The sequence below is a fragment of the Citrobacter sp. CtB7.12 genome (assembly GCF_001297795.1).
GTDB lineage: Bacteria > Pseudomonadota > Gammaproteobacteria > Enterobacterales > Enterobacteriaceae > Citrobacter_A > Citrobacter_A amalonaticus.
In genome coordinates this window covers 458,993-476,503 of the sequence record NZ_LIFT01000002.1, presented here as the reverse complement: position 1 = coordinate 476,503, position 17,511 = coordinate 458,993, and the positions used below count along the sequence as shown (strand labels likewise).

Annotated in this window: 16 protein-coding genes; 11 read left to right on the top strand and 5 right to left on the bottom strand. The window is 55.1% G+C overall.

What is annotated here, in order from left to right:
* The first annotated feature begins 8 nt into the window (after positions 1 to 8).
* Positions 9 to 827, top strand: a complete 819-nt coding sequence (locus AOY24_RS03790; RefSeq protein ID WP_054176167.1) for a pyridoxal phosphatase — start codon at positions 9 to 11, stop codon at positions 825 to 827.
* On the opposite strand, the gene modC is transcribed toward AOY24_RS03790, so the two are convergent.
* The 4 genes from modC to AOY24_RS23450 form a co-directional block, all read right to left on the bottom strand.
* Complete coding sequence (gene modC, locus AOY24_RS03785) at positions 828 to 1,886, bottom strand: molybdenum ABC transporter ATP-binding protein ModC (protein ID WP_043001319.1); 1,059 nt, start codon at positions 1,884 to 1,886, stop codon at positions 828 to 830.
* Positions 1,887 to 1,888: 2 nt separating this feature from the next.
* Complete coding sequence (gene modB, locus AOY24_RS03780) at positions 1,889 to 2,578, bottom strand: molybdate ABC transporter permease subunit (RefSeq protein WP_044328845.1); 690 nt, start codon at positions 2,576 to 2,578, stop codon at positions 1,889 to 1,891.
* Positions 2,578 to 3,351: a molybdate ABC transporter substrate-binding protein gene (modA, locus tag AOY24_RS03775; protein WP_043001321.1), complete on the bottom strand. Its 774-nt coding sequence runs from the start codon at positions 3,349 to 3,351 to the stop codon at positions 2,578 to 2,580. Before modA ends, modB begins: the two co-directional genes overlap by 1 nt.
* Before the next feature lie 232 nt (positions 3,352 to 3,583).
* On the bottom strand, positions 3,584 to 3,733 hold the full coding sequence (locus AOY24_RS23450) for an AcrZ family multidrug efflux pump-associated protein (protein WP_043001322.1): 150 nt from the start codon (positions 3,731 to 3,733) through the stop codon (positions 3,584 to 3,586).
* Positions 3,734 to 3,861: 128 nt separating this feature from the next.
* On the opposite strand from AOY24_RS23450, the gene modE reads away from it, so the two are divergent.
* The 5 genes from modE (at position 3,862) to AOY24_RS03750 (ending at position 10,269) form a co-directional block, all read left to right on the top strand.
* Complete coding sequence (modE, locus tag AOY24_RS03770) at positions 3,862 to 4,650, top strand: molybdenum-dependent transcriptional regulator (protein WP_044328844.1); 789 nt, start codon at positions 3,862 to 3,864, stop codon at positions 4,648 to 4,650.
* A gap of 192 nt (positions 4,651 to 4,842) precedes the next feature.
* Positions 4,843 to 6,987 carry a methylmalonyl-CoA mutase gene (gene scpA / locus AOY24_RS03765; RefSeq protein WP_044256503.1) on the top strand — a complete coding sequence of 715 codons (2,145 nt, stop codon included), beginning with the start codon at positions 4,843 to 4,845 and terminating at the stop codon, positions 6,985 to 6,987.
* Entirely contained in the window at positions 6,980 to 7,975 is a 996-nt protein-coding gene (meaB, locus tag AOY24_RS03760; protein WP_054176166.1) for a methylmalonyl Co-A mutase-associated GTPase MeaB, read from the top strand. Before scpA ends, meaB begins: the two co-directional genes overlap by 8 nt.
* Positions 7,976 to 7,985: 10 nt before the next feature.
* Positions 7,986 to 8,771 (top strand): methylmalonyl-CoA decarboxylase, encoded by a 786-nt coding sequence (scpB, locus tag AOY24_RS03755; protein ID WP_044256718.1) that lies wholly within the window; start codon positions 7,986 to 7,988, stop codon positions 8,769 to 8,771.
* Between the two features lie 19 nt (positions 8,772 to 8,790).
* Positions 8,791 to 10,269, top strand: coding sequence for an acetyl-CoA hydrolase/transferase family protein (locus AOY24_RS03750; protein ID WP_054176165.1), 1,479 nt, complete (start codon positions 8,791 to 8,793; stop codon positions 10,267 to 10,269).
* On the opposite strand, the gene AOY24_RS03745 is transcribed toward AOY24_RS03750, so the two are convergent.
* Positions 10,266 to 11,162, bottom strand: coding sequence for a LysR family transcriptional regulator (locus AOY24_RS03745; RefSeq protein WP_044256509.1), 897 nt, complete (start codon positions 11,160 to 11,162; stop codon positions 10,266 to 10,268). The two genes, AOY24_RS03750 and AOY24_RS03745, sit on opposite strands and share 4 nt — an antisense overlap.
* Before the next feature lie 247 nt (positions 11,163 to 11,409).
* On the opposite strand from AOY24_RS03745, the gene modF reads away from it, so the two are divergent.
* From modF to galM, 5 genes are all read left to right on the top strand, one after another.
* Positions 11,410 to 12,882 carry a molybdate ABC transporter ATP-binding protein ModF gene (gene modF / locus AOY24_RS03740; protein WP_054176164.1) on the top strand — a complete coding sequence of 491 codons (1,473 nt, stop codon included), beginning with the start codon at positions 11,410 to 11,412 and terminating at the stop codon, positions 12,880 to 12,882.
* A gap of 206 nt (positions 12,883 to 13,088) precedes the next feature.
* Positions 13,089 to 14,105, top strand: coding sequence for a UDP-glucose 4-epimerase GalE (galE, locus tag AOY24_RS03735; protein ID WP_054176163.1), 1,017 nt, complete (start codon positions 13,089 to 13,091; stop codon positions 14,103 to 14,105).
* Between the two features lie 8 nt (positions 14,106 to 14,113).
* Positions 14,114 to 15,160, top strand: coding sequence for a galactose-1-phosphate uridylyltransferase (gene galT / locus AOY24_RS03730; protein ID WP_044327774.1), 1,047 nt, complete (start codon positions 14,114 to 14,116; stop codon positions 15,158 to 15,160).
* Positions 15,161 to 15,162: 2 nt separating this feature from the next.
* The gene (galK, locus tag AOY24_RS03725) at positions 15,163 to 16,311 is read left to right on the top strand and encodes a galactokinase (protein WP_054176162.1); all 1,149 of its coding nucleotides are present in this window, start codon (positions 15,163 to 15,165) and stop codon (positions 16,309 to 16,311) included.
* The gene (gene galM / locus AOY24_RS03720) at positions 16,305 to 17,345 is read left to right on the top strand and encodes a galactose-1-epimerase (RefSeq protein ID WP_054176161.1); all 1,041 of its coding nucleotides are present in this window, start codon (positions 16,305 to 16,307) and stop codon (positions 17,343 to 17,345) included. Before galK ends, galM begins: the two co-directional genes overlap by 7 nt.
* Positions 17,346 to 17,511: the final 166 nt, after the last annotated feature.

The window sequence follows — 17,511 nt, the reverse complement described above, 5'->3', positions numbered from 1 at the left end:
ATGACGATATGACCGCTCGCGTGATTGCCCTTGATTTAGATGGAACCTTGCTAACCCCGCAAAAAACCCTGCTCCCCTCGTCTGTCGAAGCACTGTCGCGCGCCAGGGAGGCAGGCTACCAACTTATCATCGTCACCGGGCGTCATCACGTCGCAATTCATCCTTTTTATCAGGCACTGGCACTGGATACACCTGCAATTTGCTGTAATGGCACCTATTTGTATGATTATCACGCAAAAAATGTTCTCGCAGCCGATCCCTTGCCGGTTAACCAGGCGCTACAGCTTATTACGCTGCTGGAAGCGCATCAGATTCACGGCCTGATGTATGTCGATGACGCCATGCTGTATGAGCACCCGACCGGCCATGTCATTCGCACCTCAAACTGGGCGCAGACGTTGCCACCCGAACAGCGCCCGATCTTCACCAAGGTGCCTTCACTGGCGCAGGCGGCGCACGATGTCAACGCGGTGTGGAAGTTCGCTCTGACAGACGACGATATCCCTAAGCTGCAGCAATTTGGCAAGCATGTCGAAGAGCTGTTGGGCCTTGAGTGCGAATGGTCCTGGCACGATCAGGTCGATATCGCTCGTCAGGGTAACAGCAAAGGCAAACGCCTGACCCAGTGGGTTGAATCTCAGGGCGGGTCGATGGAAAACGTAATTGCCTTCGGGGATAACTACAACGACATCAGTATGCTGGAAGCGGCTGGTACCGGCGTGGCGATGGGCAATGCTGACGACGCAATCAAAGCACGCGCCAACGTCGTCATCGGCGATAACACCACCGACAGCATCGCGAAGTTCATCTATAGCCAGCTGCTGTAATCAGGCGGTTATCGATACACTCTTAATCTGCGCATACAGCCAGAGGCCAGCTTTGATCCCCAATTCATCCCTGGCCCATGGGCTAATGCGCGCCCACAGCGTTTTACCTCCCACCTCAAGCTGAACTTCCACTTGCCCGTTATCGTCGTAGCAGTGGATCACCTTCGCGCGCAGGATATTACGAATGCTGGTCTGCTGCGGCGGCTGTAGCACCAGCGAGACATCCGACGCCTGAATGCGAATGCGCAGCGAGGCCTGCAGCGGCTCATTGAGCTTATTGACCCATAGATGCTGATCACCCAGCGCCAGCGCCGTCATCGCGTAATGCGGATGATGCTCCAGTACGCTCACTTTCAGGATGCTGCTCTGCTGTTCTTTCGGCAGCCATGGATGCATCACGCTGCTCCCCCAGACCTCTTCCAGCGCGCCAAACGCCTTCACCTGACCGTCTTCCAGCACCATTACGTTATCGGCCAGATGGAGAATTTCATCGAGCGAGTGACTGACATAGAGCATGGGAATATTGATCTCCCGCGCCAGCCGTTGCAGATAGGGCAACAGTTCACGCTTACGCGGAATATCCAGCGAGGCGAGCGGTTCATCCAGGAGTAACAGTTCCGGCGCGGTCAACAGCGCCCGGCCAATCGCCACACGTTGTTTTTCACCGCCGGAGAGGCCGCCCGGCAGTCTGTCGAGCAGAGGCTCAATACCCAATAGCGCCACCAGCTTATCGAACTGGCCGGCCATACTTTTCGCCATGCCGTAACGCAGGTTGCCGCGCACTTTATAATGGGGAAACAGGCGCGCATCCTGAAAAACGTAGCCTATCCGGCGTTTTTCCGGGGTCAGACAGATGTGGTTTTCCGTGTCATTCAGCACCCGTCCGTTGAGTACAATGCGCCCTTTCTGCGGTCGCGTCAGGCCACTGATGGCATTGATCAGCGAGGTTTTTCCAGAACCAGAGACGCCAAATATCGCGGTGATACCGCTGGCGGGCAGCGTTTCGTTGAGCGAGACGCAGTGGGTCCCCAGCGTCTGAGAGAAATTGAGTTCCAGCATAATTATCGCCCCGTCCGCTCACGGCTGAGTCGCGCCAGCCATTCAGAAATTAACAGCGAAATCAGCGCCAGTACGATGGAAATAAGACACAGCCTTGCCGCAGCGCTTTCACCGCCCGGCGTCTGAATCAGGGTATACATCGCCGAAGGAATGGTGCGGGTTTCGCCGGGAATATTGGAAACGAAGGTAATCGTCGCGCCAAACTCGCCGAGCGAACGGGCAAATGCCAGTACCGTCCCGACGATAATGCCAGGCAGCGTCAGCGGAAGGGTAATGGTGAAGAAGACGCGCCAGCGTCCCGCCCCTAGCGTCCGGGCGGCCTGCTCAAGCTTAAGATCCACCCCTTCCAGCGCAAGTCGGATAGCCCGCACCATCAGCGGAAAAGACATCACTGCCGCCGCCAGTACCGCGCCGCGCCAGCTGAAGGCAAAGGTTATGCCGAACCAGTCGTATAGCCACTGGCCGATAAATCCGCGCCGTCCCATCGAAATCAGCAGCAAATAACCGACCACCACCGGCGGTAATACCAGCGGCAGATGCAGTACGCTGTCCAGCAGGGCTTTGCCTGGGAAAGTGCAGCGCACCAGCAGCCAGGCAAAGAAGATCCCAAACGGCAAACTAAACAACACGGCCAGGGAAGACACTTTCAGGCTCAGAAGCACGGCCTGCCATTCAGGATCGGTCAATATCATTACTTGGTCGTAAATCCGTAACGTTTAAAGATTTCAGCAGCCTGCGGTCCTTTCAGGTAATCATAGAACGCGCTGACCGTGGCGTTTTTATGTCCATCAACAATCGCGATGGGGTACTCCACTTTTTTGTGCGAATCTTCCGGGAAGGTGGCCACGACGTTAACGCCTTTACTGGCAACCGCATCAGAGCCGTAAACAATGCCCAACGGCGCTTCGTTACGCTCGACCAGCGCCAGCGCGCCGCGCACATCTTCCGCCGGAGCCAGTTTCGGTGACAGCGTCTCCCAGGCCCCCAGTTTCTGCAGTGCTTCTTTCGCGTAGATCCCCGCCGGAACGTGTTCCGGGTCGCCTACCGCCAGACGTCCACCGTTCAGCAGCGTCGTCCAGCGGGTATTATTGTCAATCGTAAACGCTTTCTGCTCACTGGCTTTTGGCGCCACCACCACAAGGCTGTTGCCCAGCAGCGTCTGACGCGTTGCGGTATCAATCGCTTTCTTATCTACCGCGTAATCCATCCATTTCTGATCGGCAGAAATGAACAGATCTGCTGGCGCACCGGCTTCTATCTGGCGAGCCAGCGTGGAAGACGACGCAAAAGAGGAGACCACGTCGACATTCTTCTCTTTTTTATACTCTGCCGCGATATCCTGCATCGCATTAGTCAATGACGCTGCGGCAAACACGGTGATTTTCCCTTCATCCGCCAGCGTTTGTCCAGCAACCGACAATGATAAGGTTGCCCCAGCAAACAGGCGTAACCAGGTACGAGCCATTTGTAACTCCTTTGCATATCGTTATGTATTTATGAATATAACGATAAAGCAACGATTTTCCCAGAAGTTATTGATACCACTAAGAGGTTACGCAAAGAAAATATCGGCAGGAATAAGGAGAACTTGAGAAACAATCCCAATGGGGTGCGCACTGCATTGAGGCGCGACCAACAAAGATACGGTTTGAAAGATGAGAAAACAAAAACGCCCGACTGAGCGGGCGTTTGGGAAATCAATGATTCTGTCTGGACTGGTTTTTCTGACCGATACCGGAGAAAATGTTGAACACTTCACCGAGACCGTAAATCAGACCCAGGATGATGGCCATCACCACAGGTACCATGATTACGGCGAATACCAGACTTTTCAATAACTCTAACATGGTCAACTCCTGATATAGTCCTTGTAGTATTCTAACCGCATCACTGAGAAAAGCACTCCCCTTTTGTGCGGTCGGCTTTGCGTCTCTGCAGTTTTCCGTCACAATACCCTTTTTGCCAGGATCTTGTTATGCAAGCCGAAATCCTTCTTACCCTGAAACTTCAGCAAAAACTGTTCGCCGATCCCCGACGCATCTCTTTGCTCAAGCACATTGCGCTTTCCGGTTCCATTAGTCAGGGCGCGAAAGACGCAGGCATCAGCTATAAGAGCGCCTGGGACGCCATTAATGAAATGAATCTTCTCAGCGAGCAAACGCTGGTCGAGCGTGCGACAGGCGGTAAAGGCGGCGGCGGAGCGGTGTTAACCCGCTACGGTCAGCGTCTGATCCAGCTCTACGATCTACTGGCACAGATTCAGCAAAAAGCCTTCGATGTTTTAAGCGACGATGACGCGCTGCCGCTCAACAGCCTGCTGGCGGCCATCTCGCGTTTTTCTCTGCAGACCAGTGCGCGCAACCAGTGGTTTGGCACCATTACCGCCCGCGATCGCGATCAGGTGCAGCAGCATGTCGACGTGCTGTTAGCCGATGGTGAAACACGACTGAAAGTGGCCATTACCGCCCAGAGCGGCGAGCGTTTAGGGCTTGATGAAGGCAAAGAGGTTCTCGTGCTGCTGAAAGCGCCGTGGGTGGGGATTACCCAGGACGACGCCATCGCCCAGGCGGCGGATAACCAGCTCCAGGGCATTATCAATCATATTGAACGCGGCACAGAGCAGTGTGAAGTACTGATGGCGCTACCGGACGGTCAGACGTTGTGCGCCACCGTGCCGCTGGACGCCGCCGCCACGCTGACGGAAGGCACGAACGTGACGGCGTATTTCAACGCCGACAGGGTAATTATCGCAACATTGTGCTAAGTATCGCCACCACGGTGATTACGGCGGGATGTTACCCGCCGTAAATTTTTCTTTGAAATTCATTACAGGATGAATAATTCCACCCGGCAAAAAACGACGCATCGTTGGCTATTTTTTGCTGGCGACAGAGAACAGTAAAAAGCTCATCGTACTCGCAATCCCCTCTTTTTATTGCGGAATACGGAGCAAAATATGTCAGACTTATCAGAGTGGCAGACACTCGCCAACAAGGAGCTCAGCCGGCGGAATAAAACCGTCGAGTCGCTGGTCACACAGACAGCGGAAGGCATTGCCATCAAGCCGCTGTACACCGAAGCCGACCTCGATAAACTGGAGGTTACCGGCACCCTTCCCGGCCTGCCGCCTTACGTTCGCGGCCCACGCGCTACCATGTATACCGCGCAACCGTGGACCATTCGTCAGTACGCTGGCTTCTCTACCGCCAAAGAATCTAACGCCTTCTATCGTCGCAACCTTGCCGCCGGGCAAAAAGGCCTTTCTGTCGCCTTCGATCTCGCCACCCACCGCGGCTATGATTCCGATAATCCACGCGTCGCAGGCGATGTCGGGAAGGCCGGTGTGGCTATCGATACCGTTGAAGACATGAAGATACTGTTCGACCAGATCCCGCTGGATAAGATGTCGGTATCAATGACCATGAACGGCGCGGTGCTGCCAGTAATGGCTTTTTATATCGTGGCCGCGGAAGAGCAAGGCGTTTCGCCGGAACAGCTTACCGGCACCATTCAGAACGATATTCTGAAAGAGTACCTGTGCCGTAACACTTACATTTACCCGCCGAAACCCTCCATGCGCATTATCGCCGACATCATCGCCTGGTGTTCGGGCAACATGCCACGCTTTAATACCATCAGCATCAGCGGCTACCATATGGGCGAAGCAGGCGCCAACTGCGTGCAACAGGTCGCTTTTACCCTGGCGGATGGTATTGAATACATCAAAGCCGCCCTTTCAGCCGGGCTGAACATTGATGACTTTGCGCCCCGCCTTTCGTTCTTCTTTGGCATCGGCATGGATCTGTTCATGAACGTCGCCATGCTGCGCGCGGCGCGTTATCTGTGGAGCGAAGCGGTGAGCGGCTTCGGCGCAGCAGACCCGAAATCGTTAGCCCTTCGTACCCACTGCCAGACTTCCGGCTGGAGCCTGACCGAACAGGATCCCTATAACAACGTGATCCGTACCACTATCGAAGCGCTCGGCGCCACGCTTGGCGGCACCCAGTCACTCCATACCAACGCCTTTGACGAAGCACTCGGTCTACCCACCGACTTTTCTGCCCGCATCGCGCGTAACACGCAAATCATCCTGCAAGAGGAATCAGAAATCTGCCGCACCGTGGATCCGCTGGCTGGCTCTTACTATGTGGAGTCGTTGACCGATCACATTGTTAAACAGGCGCGGGCCATCATCCAGCAGATCGACGACGCGGGCGGGATGGCAAAGGCTATCGAAGCCGGGTTACCGAAACGGATGATTGAAGAAGCGTCTGCCCGCGAGCAATCACTGATCGACCAGGGCAAACGCGTCATTGTCGGCGTCAACAAATACAAGCTGGAAAAAGAGGACGACACGACCGTCCTGGAGATCGACAACGTCAAGGTGCGCAACGAGCAGATCGCCTCTCTGACGCGGATCCGCGCGACCCGCGATGATGCCGCCGTTCACGCGGCGCTGGCGTCGTTGACTCACGCCGCATTGCATCATGAAAACCTGTTGGCCGCCGCCGTGAACGCCGCACGCGTCCGCGCCACGCTGGGTGAGATCTCCGACGCGCTGGAGTCGGCGTTTGACCGTTATCTGGTGCCTAGCCAGTGCGTCACTGGGGTGATTGCGCAGAGCTACCATCAGTCCAACCAATCGGCCTGCGAGTTTGACGCCATTGTTGCGCAAACAGAGCAGTTCCTGGCAGACCGCGGTCGTCGTCCGCGCATTTTGATCGCCAAAATGGGTCAGGATGGTCACGATCGCGGCGCAAAAGTGATCGCCAGCGCCTATTCCGATCTCGGCTTCGACGTCGATCTCAGCCCGATGTTCTCCACTCCGGAAGAGATCGCCCGCCTGGCGGTAGAAAACGATGTACACGTCGTCGGCGCCTCATCGCTCGCGGCCGGTCATAAAACACTCATCCCGGAACTGGTCGACGCGTTGAAAAAATGGGGACGCGACGATATCTGCGTGGTCGCCGGCGGCGTGATCCCTCCCCAGGATTATGCCTTCCTGGAGGAGCGCGGCGTGGCGGCCATTTATGGACCCGGCACACCAATGCTGGAAAGCGTACGCGACGTACTGAAACGGATAAGTCAGCATCATGATTAGCGAATCCACGCTGGCTGACACCGTTCGGCGATTACGCCAAGCCGAGCGGGCAACGCTCGCCCAGGCCATGACGCTGATTGAAAGTCAGCACCCTCGTCACCAGACGCTGAGCACACAACTGCTGGATGCCATAATGCCTTTCACCGGCAACGCGCTGCGTCTGGGAATCACGGGTACGCCGGGGGCCGGGAAAAGCACCTTTCTGGAGGCTTTCGGTACGCGACTGATCCGCGACGGACTGCGCGTGGCGGTGATTGCCGTCGACCCCAGCAGTCCGATCAGCGGTGGCAGCATCCTTGGCGACAAAACGCGGATGACCGAACTGGCGCGATCGGATGCCGCCTTCATCCGTCCGGCCCCCTCCCGCGGGCATCTGGGTGGAGCCTGTCTGCATGCACGAGAGCTGGGGCTGTTGTGCGAAGCGGCGGGCTTCGACGTTGTGATTATCGAAACCGTCGGCGTTGGACAATCGGAAACAGAAATTGCCCAGATCGTGGACTGCTTTGTGTCGTTACAGATAGCCGGCGGCGGCGACGACCTGCAGGGCATCAAAAAAGGGATCATGGAAATGGCGGACGTGATTGTCATCAACAAGGATGACGGGGAAAACCATAACCGTGTCGCCATCGCCCGCCATATGTACAAAAGCGCACTACATATTGTGCGGCATAAATATGCCGAGTGGCAGCCGCAGGTATTGACCTGTAGCGCGCTGGAAAAACGCGGGATTGACGAGGTCTGGCAGACCATCTGCGATTTCAGAACACAGATGACCTCCAGCGGACGGCTGCAACAGGTGCGCCAGTTGCAGGAAATTGCCTGGTTGAAAAAGCAGACGGAAGCCGAGGCGTTGCGATTGCTGTTCTCCCGTGACGACTTCGACCGCTACTACCACCTGACGCAGCAGGCCGTCAAAAACAACCGTCTCTCGCCGCGCGCTGGCCTTCAGCGAATCAGCGAATACCTTCAGAATCATTACTTTGCATAAAGAGAAAAATATGTCTTATCAATACGTTAATGTTGTTATCATCCGTAAAGTGGCGGTCATTGAGTTCAACTATGCCCGCAAACTGAACGCCCTGAGCAAAGTCTTTATTGACGATCTCATGCTGGCGCTCAGCGATCTCAATCGCCCGGATATTCGCTGTATTATCCTGCGTGCGCCCAGCGGCGCGAAGGTCTTCTCCGCCGGTCATGACATTCATGAACTTCCCTCCGGACGTCGCGATCCGCTCTCTTATGACGATCCGCTGCGCCAGATCACCCGCATGATTCAGAAGTACCCCAAACCGGTGATCTCCATGGTCGAAGGCAGCGTCTGGGGAGGGGCGTTTGAGATGATCATGAGCTCCGATCTGATCATCGCCGCCAGTACCTCCACGTTCTCCATGACCCCGGTCAACCTTGGCGTTCCATACAATCTGGTCGGGATCCACAACCTGACCCGCGATGCGGGTTTCCATATCGTCAAAGAGCTGATCTTCACCGCGTCCCCTATCACCGCACAGCGCGCGATGGCGGTCGGCATTCTCAACCATGTCGTCGCCGCCGAAGAGCTGGAGGATTTCACGTTGCAGATGGCGCACCATATCTCGGAAAAAGCGCCGCTGGCCATTGCCGTGATCAAGGAAGAGCTACGCGTGCTTGGCGAAGCGCACACCATGAATTCCGATGAGTTCGAACGTATTCAGGGGATGCGCCGCGCCGTTTACGACAGCGAAGATTATCAGGAAGGGATGAACGCGTTTATGAATAAACGTAAACCCAATTTTGTGGGCCATTGATACCAGGAAGGGACAAGATATGAAAGACCCCTGGACACGGATGAGCGCCGACGACGCCGCGCAGGTCATTAAGCACAATGCGATGGTTGCTTTCAGCGGCTTTACCCCCGCCGGTTCGCCCAAAGCACTCCCTGCGGCTATCGCCCGCCGCGCCAGCGAACTGCATCAGGCGCAACAACCGTTTCAGATTCGGTTATTGACGGGAGCGTCTATTGGCGCTGCCGCCGATGATGCGCTGTCTGAGGCTGACGCCATTTCATGGCGTGCGCCCTATCAGACGTCAGGCAGCCTTCGGCAAAAAATCAATCAGGGTCAGGTTCGATTTGTAGACCTGCATCTGAGTGAAGTGGCGCAGATGGTAAACTATGGTTTCTTTGGTGATATTGACGTCGCGGTGATTGAAGCCTCGGCGATCGCGCCTGACGGACGGGTCTGGCTTACCAGCGGGATCGGCAATGCACCCACCTGGCTACTGCGGGCGAAGAAAGTCATCATTGAGCTGAATCACTACCATAACCCACGCGTCGCTGAACTGGCTGATATCGTCATTCCCGGCGCGCCACCGCGTCGCAACAGCGTCCCCATTTTTCATGCGATGGATCGCGTGGGCGCCCGGTATGTGCAGATTGATCCCACCAAGATTATTGCGGTGGTCGATACAGAACTCCCCGACGGCGGAAACGTGCTGGATAACGCCAATCCTGTCTGCCAGCAAATCGCCGATAACGTCGTAACGTTTCTGCTGGAAGAAATGGCGCATGGGCGGATCCCCGCGGAGTTTCTGCCGCTACAAAGCGGGGTGGGTAATATCAATAATGCCGTGATGGCGCGACTGGGTGAAAATCCGGATATTCCGTCTTTTATGATGTATTCGGAGGTATTACAGGAGTCTGTCGTGCATCTACTGGAAACGGGAAAAATCACCGGAGCCAGCGCCTCCAGTCTGACGGTATCCGCCGATTCCTTGCGAAAGATTTATGACAATATGGACTTCTTCGCCAGCCGTATTGTGCTTCGCCCACAGGAGATCTCGAATAATCCGGAAATTATTCGCCGTCTTGGCGTAATAGCCCTTAATGTCGGGCTGGAGTTTGATATCTACGGCCATGCCAACTCAACGCACGTGGCTGGCGTGAATCTAATGAACGGCATTGGCGGCAGCGGTGATTTTGAGCGCAACGCCTACCTGTCTATCTTTATGGCGCCATCCATCGCCAAAGGCGGCAAGATTTCCACTATCGTCCCCATGTGCAGTCACGTTGATCACAGCGAGCACAGCGTGAAGGTGATCATCACCGAACAGGGGATCGCCGATCTGCGGGGACTCTCACCGCTACAACGGGCGCACACGATCATCGACAACTGTGCGCATCCTCTCTATCAGGACTATCTACATCGCTATCTCGCCAGTGCGCCTGGCGGGCACATTCATCACGATCTCAACCACGCGTTCGATCTGCACCGCAATCTGATTGAACGCGGTTCGATGCTCGGCTAAGCCATCTCTGCGCCACGATCTTCCGCAATATGCTGAAGCATCGTGGCGGTATAGCGGTGGTTTTTCAGGGAGTAAAGGTACTCCTGCATATACATCGTACCGCCGGGCGCATCGAAATACTTCAACGTTGCCGGATTCACCAGACGCCAGGCAAACCAGGGGATCACGGTCAGAAACTGCCCGCGCTCTACCGCGCTTATCTTCGCCATAAAGCTGTAGGGACGATAGATGATCGTTGGGTTAATACCGCATGGCCGCATATGCGCTTCCAGTATCGCTTCAAAATTGGCCCGATTCTGAAAGCGCATTTGCAGCCAGGGCAGTTCACGCAAAAGCGTCTGCGGCTGTTTATCCTCATAGCGACGGGAAACAAGAAACCCCAGACGCAAAGGCTTCAACTCACTGATGGTCAGATTGTCCAGCTCCTGCACGCGAGCCGAAACATACTGTGGAGAAATGATAAAATCGAGCTGGCGGCTAAACAGGTCATCAATGACTTCATTCTCGCTGAACTCAACGGACTTTACGGTCACGCCGTCATACTTATCGCCCAGGCTAATCAACTGGTCGAAAATAATCGTTGGGTAGGTGTTGTCGACGCCAATGACTATGTTGCGCGAACCACGTGCAGCGTGATGAATTTCATTATCGATTGCCGACAAGGACTGATAAATCGGAAACAGTTTCTGGTACAACTCCTGCCCGGCCTTGTTCAGGCTTATGCTGTTGTCTTTACGGGTAAACAGCGTATAGCCAATTTGATCTTCCAGCGCAGAAATGCTTTTACCAAATGGCGATGCCGTCATGTGTATTTTCTCAGCCGCTCTGGCGATATTATTGGTTTGCGCCAACAGGATGAAATTACGCATTTTTTTCGAGATAAAAACATCCATAAAACACTCCATTATTCATCGCCATGACATCTCAACTGGCTGCGAAAAAATACTGGATAACGCATCACCCTTTTTTGCAGTTGTTCACAAAACAGCGATAGTTCTGTCGCCGCAACCGCCGCACGGCACAGATATCGACATCGATATTTAAGCGCTGTTTTTTATCCGCAGTCGTGCTAATCACATTGACATTCCTCCGCAGAACACGTATCCCTGTCATTCATTGCTGCATAAAATGGGATACAAAATGTCATCGTTGCAAATTTCGCAAGGCACGTTTCGTCTTAGCGACACAAAAACGCTTCACCTGGATTCCGTGACGTTAAACGCGGGTGAGAGTTGGGCGTTTGTCGGTTCGAACGGAAGCGGGAAATCAGCGCTGGCACGCGCGCTGGCCGGCGAATTGTCGCTGCTCAAAGGTGAACGCCAGTGCGCATTCTCGCGGATAACACGCCTCTCCTTCGAGCAACTGCAGAAACTGGTCAGCGATGAATGGCAGCGTAATAACACCGATATGCTCAGTCCTGGCGAAGAGGATACCGGACGCACCACGGCGGAAATCATTCAGGACGAAGTGAACAACCCGGCCCGCTGCGCGACGCTGGCGCAGCAGTTTGGTATCACTCACCTGCTCGATCGCCGCTTTAAATATCTCTCTACCGGCGAAACGCGTAAGACGTTGCTCTGCCAGGCGCTGATGGCTGAGCCGGACCTGTTGATTCTCGACGAGCCGTTTGACGGTCTCGACGTCGCCTCCCGCCAGCAACTGGCAGGACTGCTTGAAACGCTCCATCAGTCAGGTATCACGCTGGTGCTGGTGTTGAACCGCTTTGATGAAATCCCGGCATTTATTCAGTATGCCGGTGTGCTGGTCGACTGCACCTTAACGGAAACCGGCGCGAAAGCCGATTTACTCCAGCAGGCGCTGATCGCTCAACTTGCGCATAGCGAGCGACTGGAAGGGGTGGCATTACCTGAAGCCGACGAACCCGCCGCCCAGCCTGCTCTGGCCACCGATGCGCCGCGGATCATCCTCCGGGATGGCGTCGTGTCGTATAACGATCGCCCTATTCTCGATCGTCTGAGCTGGCAGGTCGATCCCGGCGAACACTGGCAGATTGTCGGCCCCAACGGGGCAGGAAAATCGACGCTGCTCAGCCTGATCACCGGCGACCATCCGCAGGGTTACAGCAACGATCTGACGCTGTTTGGTCGTCGTCGCGGCAGTGGGGAAACTATCTGGGATATCAAAAAGCACATTGGCTACGTCAGTAGCAGTCTGCATCTCGACTACCGGGTGAGCACCACGGTGCGCAATGTGATTCTGTCGGGCTATTTCGATTCCATCGGGATTTATCAGGCCGTGTCGGATCGTCAACAAAAACTCGCACAGCAGTGGCTGGACATTCTGGGACTCGACAAACGTACCGCTGACGCGCCGTTTCACAGTCTTTCCTGGGGACAACAGCGACTGGCGCTGATCGCCCGTGCGCTGGTTAAGCATCCGACCCTGCTGATCCTCGACGAACCCTTACAGGGGCTGGATCCGCTGAACCGCCTGCTTATTCGTCGCTTTGTCGATGTGTTGATTAGCGAGGGCGACACGCAACTGCTGTTTGTCTCCCATCACGCTGAAGATGCGCCTGCCTGCATTACCCATCGTCTGGAATTTGTGCCAGAAGGCGAGACCTATACCTATCAGCAAACGCGGCTGCGTTAGTTTTCATCCGTGGGCGCGAAAGCGCCCTTTTTTTTCGGATAAAAGGCGCAATCATTCTTAAAGTTAATGATTTATAATCGATTAATTGATGACTCAGCGTGAGAAATCGTGAATGTAAACGATTCCACTATTTTATTCCATGTCACACTTTTCGCATCTTTGTTATGCTATGGTAATTCCATACCATAAGCTTAACGGAGCGAATTATGAGAGTTCTGGTCACCGGTGGTAGCGGTTACATAGGAAGTCATACTTGTGTACAATTGCTGAAAAACGGTCATGACGTCATCATCCTTGATAACCTCTGCAACAGTAAGCGTAGCGTACTGCCTGTTATTGAACGTCTGAGCGGCAAACATCCAACGTTTGTTGAAGGCGATATCCGTAACGAAGCGCTGATGACGGAGATCCTGCACGATCACGCCATTGACACCGTCATCCATTTTGCCGGACTGAAGGCCGTCGGCGAATCCGTTGCAAAGCCGCTGGAATACTATGACAACAATGTCAACGGAACGCTGCGACTGATTAGTGCCATGCGCGCCGCCGGCGTCAAAAACTTCATTTTCAGCTCATCCGCCACCGTCTACGGCGACCAGCCGAAAATCCCTTACGTTGAAAGCTTCCCGACCGGCACGCCGCAAAGTCCTTATGGCAAAAGTAAGCTGATGGTTGAGCAAATCCTCACCGATCTGCAAAAAGCCCAGCCGGAATGGAGCATCGCGCTGCTGCGCTATTTCAACCCGGTCGGCGCGCATCCATCAGGGGACATGGGCGAAGACCCGCAGGGCATCCCGAATAACCTGATGCCTTACATCGCCCAGGTTGCAGTGGGCCGTCGCGACTCCCTCGCCATTTTTGGCAACGATTATCCGACCGAAGACGGTACCGGTGTCCGCGATTACATCCACGTGATGGATCTGGCTGATGGTCACGTTGCCGCGATGGAAAAACTGGCGGGCAAACAGGGCGTCCATATTTACAACCTCGGCGCAGGCGTCGGCAGCAGCGTGCTGGACGTGGTCAATGCCTTCAGCAAAGCCTGCGGAAAACCGGTGAATTATCATTTTGCTCCGCGTCGTGATGGCGACCTGCCAGCCTACTGGGCAGATGCCAGCAAAGCCGACCGCGAACTGGACTGGCGTGTCACGCGCACGCTTGATGAGATGGCGCAGGACACCTGGCACTGGCAGTCGCGTCATCCGCAGGGATACGAGGATTAAGAAATATCATGAGTCAATTCAACCCCGTCGATCATCCGCATCGTCGTTTTAATCCGCTCACCGGACAGTGGATTCTGGTGTCGCCGCATCGTGCCAAACGTCCCTGGCAAGGGGCGCAAGAAACGCCCTCTAGTGACGTACTGCCAGCACACGATCCCGACTGTTTCCTGTGCGCGGGCAATACCCGTGTCACCGGTGATAAGAATCCGGATTACAGTGGGACGTTTGTGTTCACCAACGACTTTGCCGCGCTGATGACGGATACGCCTGACGCGCCGGACAGTCACGACCCGCTGATACGCTGCCAGAGCGCACGCGGCACCAGTCGCGTTATTTGCTTTTCACCGGATCACAGTAAAACCCTGCCGGAGCTTAGCATTCCTGCCCTGACCGAAATAGTGAAAACCTGGCAAGAGCAAACCGCTGATCTTGGGAAACGTTATCCCTGGGTACAGGTCTTTGAAAACAAAGGCACTGCGATGGGCTGCTCGAATCCCCACCCCCACGGCCAGATTTGGGCCAACAGTTTCCTGCCAAACGAAGCTGAACGCGAAGATCGCCTGCAAAGAACTTATTTTGCTGAGCAGGGGTCGCCGATGCTGGTTGACTATGTGCAGCGTGAACTGGCTGACGGCAGCCGTACGGTAGTAGAAACCGATCACTGGCTGGCTGTCGTCCCTTACTGGGCAGCCTGGCCCTTCGAAACGCTATTACTGCCGAAAGCACATGTGCTGCGCATTACTGATTTGACCGACGAACAGCGTGCAGACCTTGCGCTGGCGTTGAAAAAACTGACCAGTCGTTACGACAACTTGTTCCAGTGCTCTTTCCCCTATTCAATGGGCTGGCACGGCGCGCCGTTTAACGGTGCAGAGAACGAACACTGGCAGCTACACGCGCACTTTTATCCGCCGCTGCTACGCTCCGCGACCGTCCGTAAATTTATGGTCGGTTACGAAATGCTGGCCGAAACCCAGCGCGATCTCACAGCAGAACAAGCGGCAGAGCGTCTGCGCGCGGTCAGCGACATCCATTTTCGCGAATCCGGAGTATAAAAATGAGTCTGAAAGAGAAAACACAATCTCTGTTTGCTGAAAAATTCGGCTACCCTGCAACCCACACTATTCAGGCGCCAGGCCGCGTCAATCTCATCGGCGAACACACCGATTATAACGACGGTTTTGTGTTGCCCTGCGCCATTGATTATCAAACCGTGATCAGTTGCGCTGCCCGCAACGACCGCCAGATCCGTGTCATTGCGGCCGATTACGATAATCAGACTGACGAGTTTTCTCTTGATGCTCCTATCGTCACCCATGACAGCCAGCAGTGGGCAAACTACGTACGCGGCGTGGTGAAGCACCTGCTCAAGCGCGACAGCAGCTTTGGTGGCGCAGACCTGGTGATCAGCGGTAATGTCCCACAGGGCGCGGGTCTGAGCTCTTCCGCTTCGCTGGAAGTGGCCGTCGGTACCGTGTTCCAGCAGCTTTACCATCTGCCACTGGACGGCGCGCAGATTGCGCTCAACGGTCAGGAAGCGGAAAACCAGTTTGTCGGCTGTAACTGTGGGATTATGGATCAGCTCATCTCCGCGCTGGGCAAGAAAGATCATGCCCTGCTGATCGACTGCCGCACGCTGGGCACCAAAGCGGTCTCAATGCCAGAAGGCGTAGCGATCGTCATCATCAACAGCAACTTTAAGCGCACGCTGGTCGGTAGCGAGTACAACACTCGCCGTCAGCAGTGCGAAACAGGCGCGCGTTTCTTCCAGCAACCGGCATTGCGTGATGTCAGTCTCGATACCTTTAACGCCGTGGCGAATGAACTGGACCCACTGGTTGCCAAACGCGTCCGTCACGTGTTAACTGAGAATGCACGTACTGTTGAAGCCGCCAGCGCGCTGGAAAAAGGCGATCTGCAACGCATGGGGCAACTGATGGCGGAATCGCACGCCTCGATGCGTGATGATTTTGAAATCACCGTGCCGCAGATTGATACGCTGGTTGACATTGTCAAAGCCACAATCGGGGAGAAAGGCGGTGTACGCATGACCGGCGGTGGATTTGGCGGTTGTGTTGTGGCGCTGATCCCGGAAGCGCTGGTCCCTGCCGTCCAGCAAGCCGTGGCTGCACAGTACGAAGCTAAAACCGGTATCAAAGAAACATTCTATGTGTGCAAACCATCACAAGGAGCAGGACAGTGCTGAATGAAACACCCGCACTGGCACCCGATGGTCAGCCGTACCGCCTGTTAACCCTGCGCAATGACGCAGGGATGGTGGTTACGCTGATGGACTGGGGTGCTACGTTACTCTCGGCCCGTATTCCCCTTTCCGACGGCAGCGTGCGTGAAGCATTACTGGGCTGCGCCAGTCCGGAGCATTATCAGGATCAGTCGGCGTTTCTGGGTGCCTCAATTGGCCGTTACGCCAACCGGATTGCCGACAGCCGTTACACGTTTAGCGGTGAGACGGTCAGTCTGCTGCCAAGCCAGGGCGTCAATCAGCTACATGGCGGGCCAAACGGATTTGATAAACGCCGCTGGCAGATAGTCAATCAGAACGAACGTCAGGTACTGTTCGCCCTCACCTCCGACGATGGCGATCAGGGTTTTCCGGGCAATTTGTGCGCCACGGCGCAATATCGTCTGACCGATGACAACCGCATCTCGATTACCTATCGCGCGACGGTGGATAAGCCGTGTCCGGTCAATCTGACTAACCACGTTTACTTCAACCTCGATGGCGATCAAACCGACGTGCGCAACCATAAGCTGCAACTTCTGGCGGATGAATATCTGCCGGTGGATGAAGGCGGGATCCCACGTGACGGCCTGAAGCCGGTCGCCGGAACCTCATTTGATTTCCGCACCGCGAAGGTGATCGCCAGCGAATTTCTTGCCGATGACGACCAGCGCAAAGTGAAAGGCTACGATCACGCCTTCCTGTTGCAGGCAAAAGGCGACAGTAAAAAACCGGTTGCCCTGCTCACTTCGCAAGACGGGAAGTTGCAGATGGAGGTCTACACCTCGGCCCCGGCGCTACAGTTTTACTCCGGTAATTTTCTCGGTGGCACCTCTTCACGCGGACCGAACGCCTACGATGATTATCAGGGCCTGGCGCTGGAGAGCGAATACCTGCCAGACAGCCCGAACCATCCGGAATGGCCGCAGCCAGACTGCGTTCTGCGCCCCGGAGAGGAGTACGCCAGCCTGACGGAATATCGTTTTATTCCTTCCTGATGGTGCGGCACAGCCAGTGTAAAATGCCCGATAGCACCTGCGTATCGGGCTTAAGATATCGCATCTTGCTCAAATCCCCATCACTCAAAGACAAAATCGCAACTTAGAGTTCACAAGAACCTTACACTGCTGCACTATTTTCGCTATGGTTATGCGTAAGCATTGC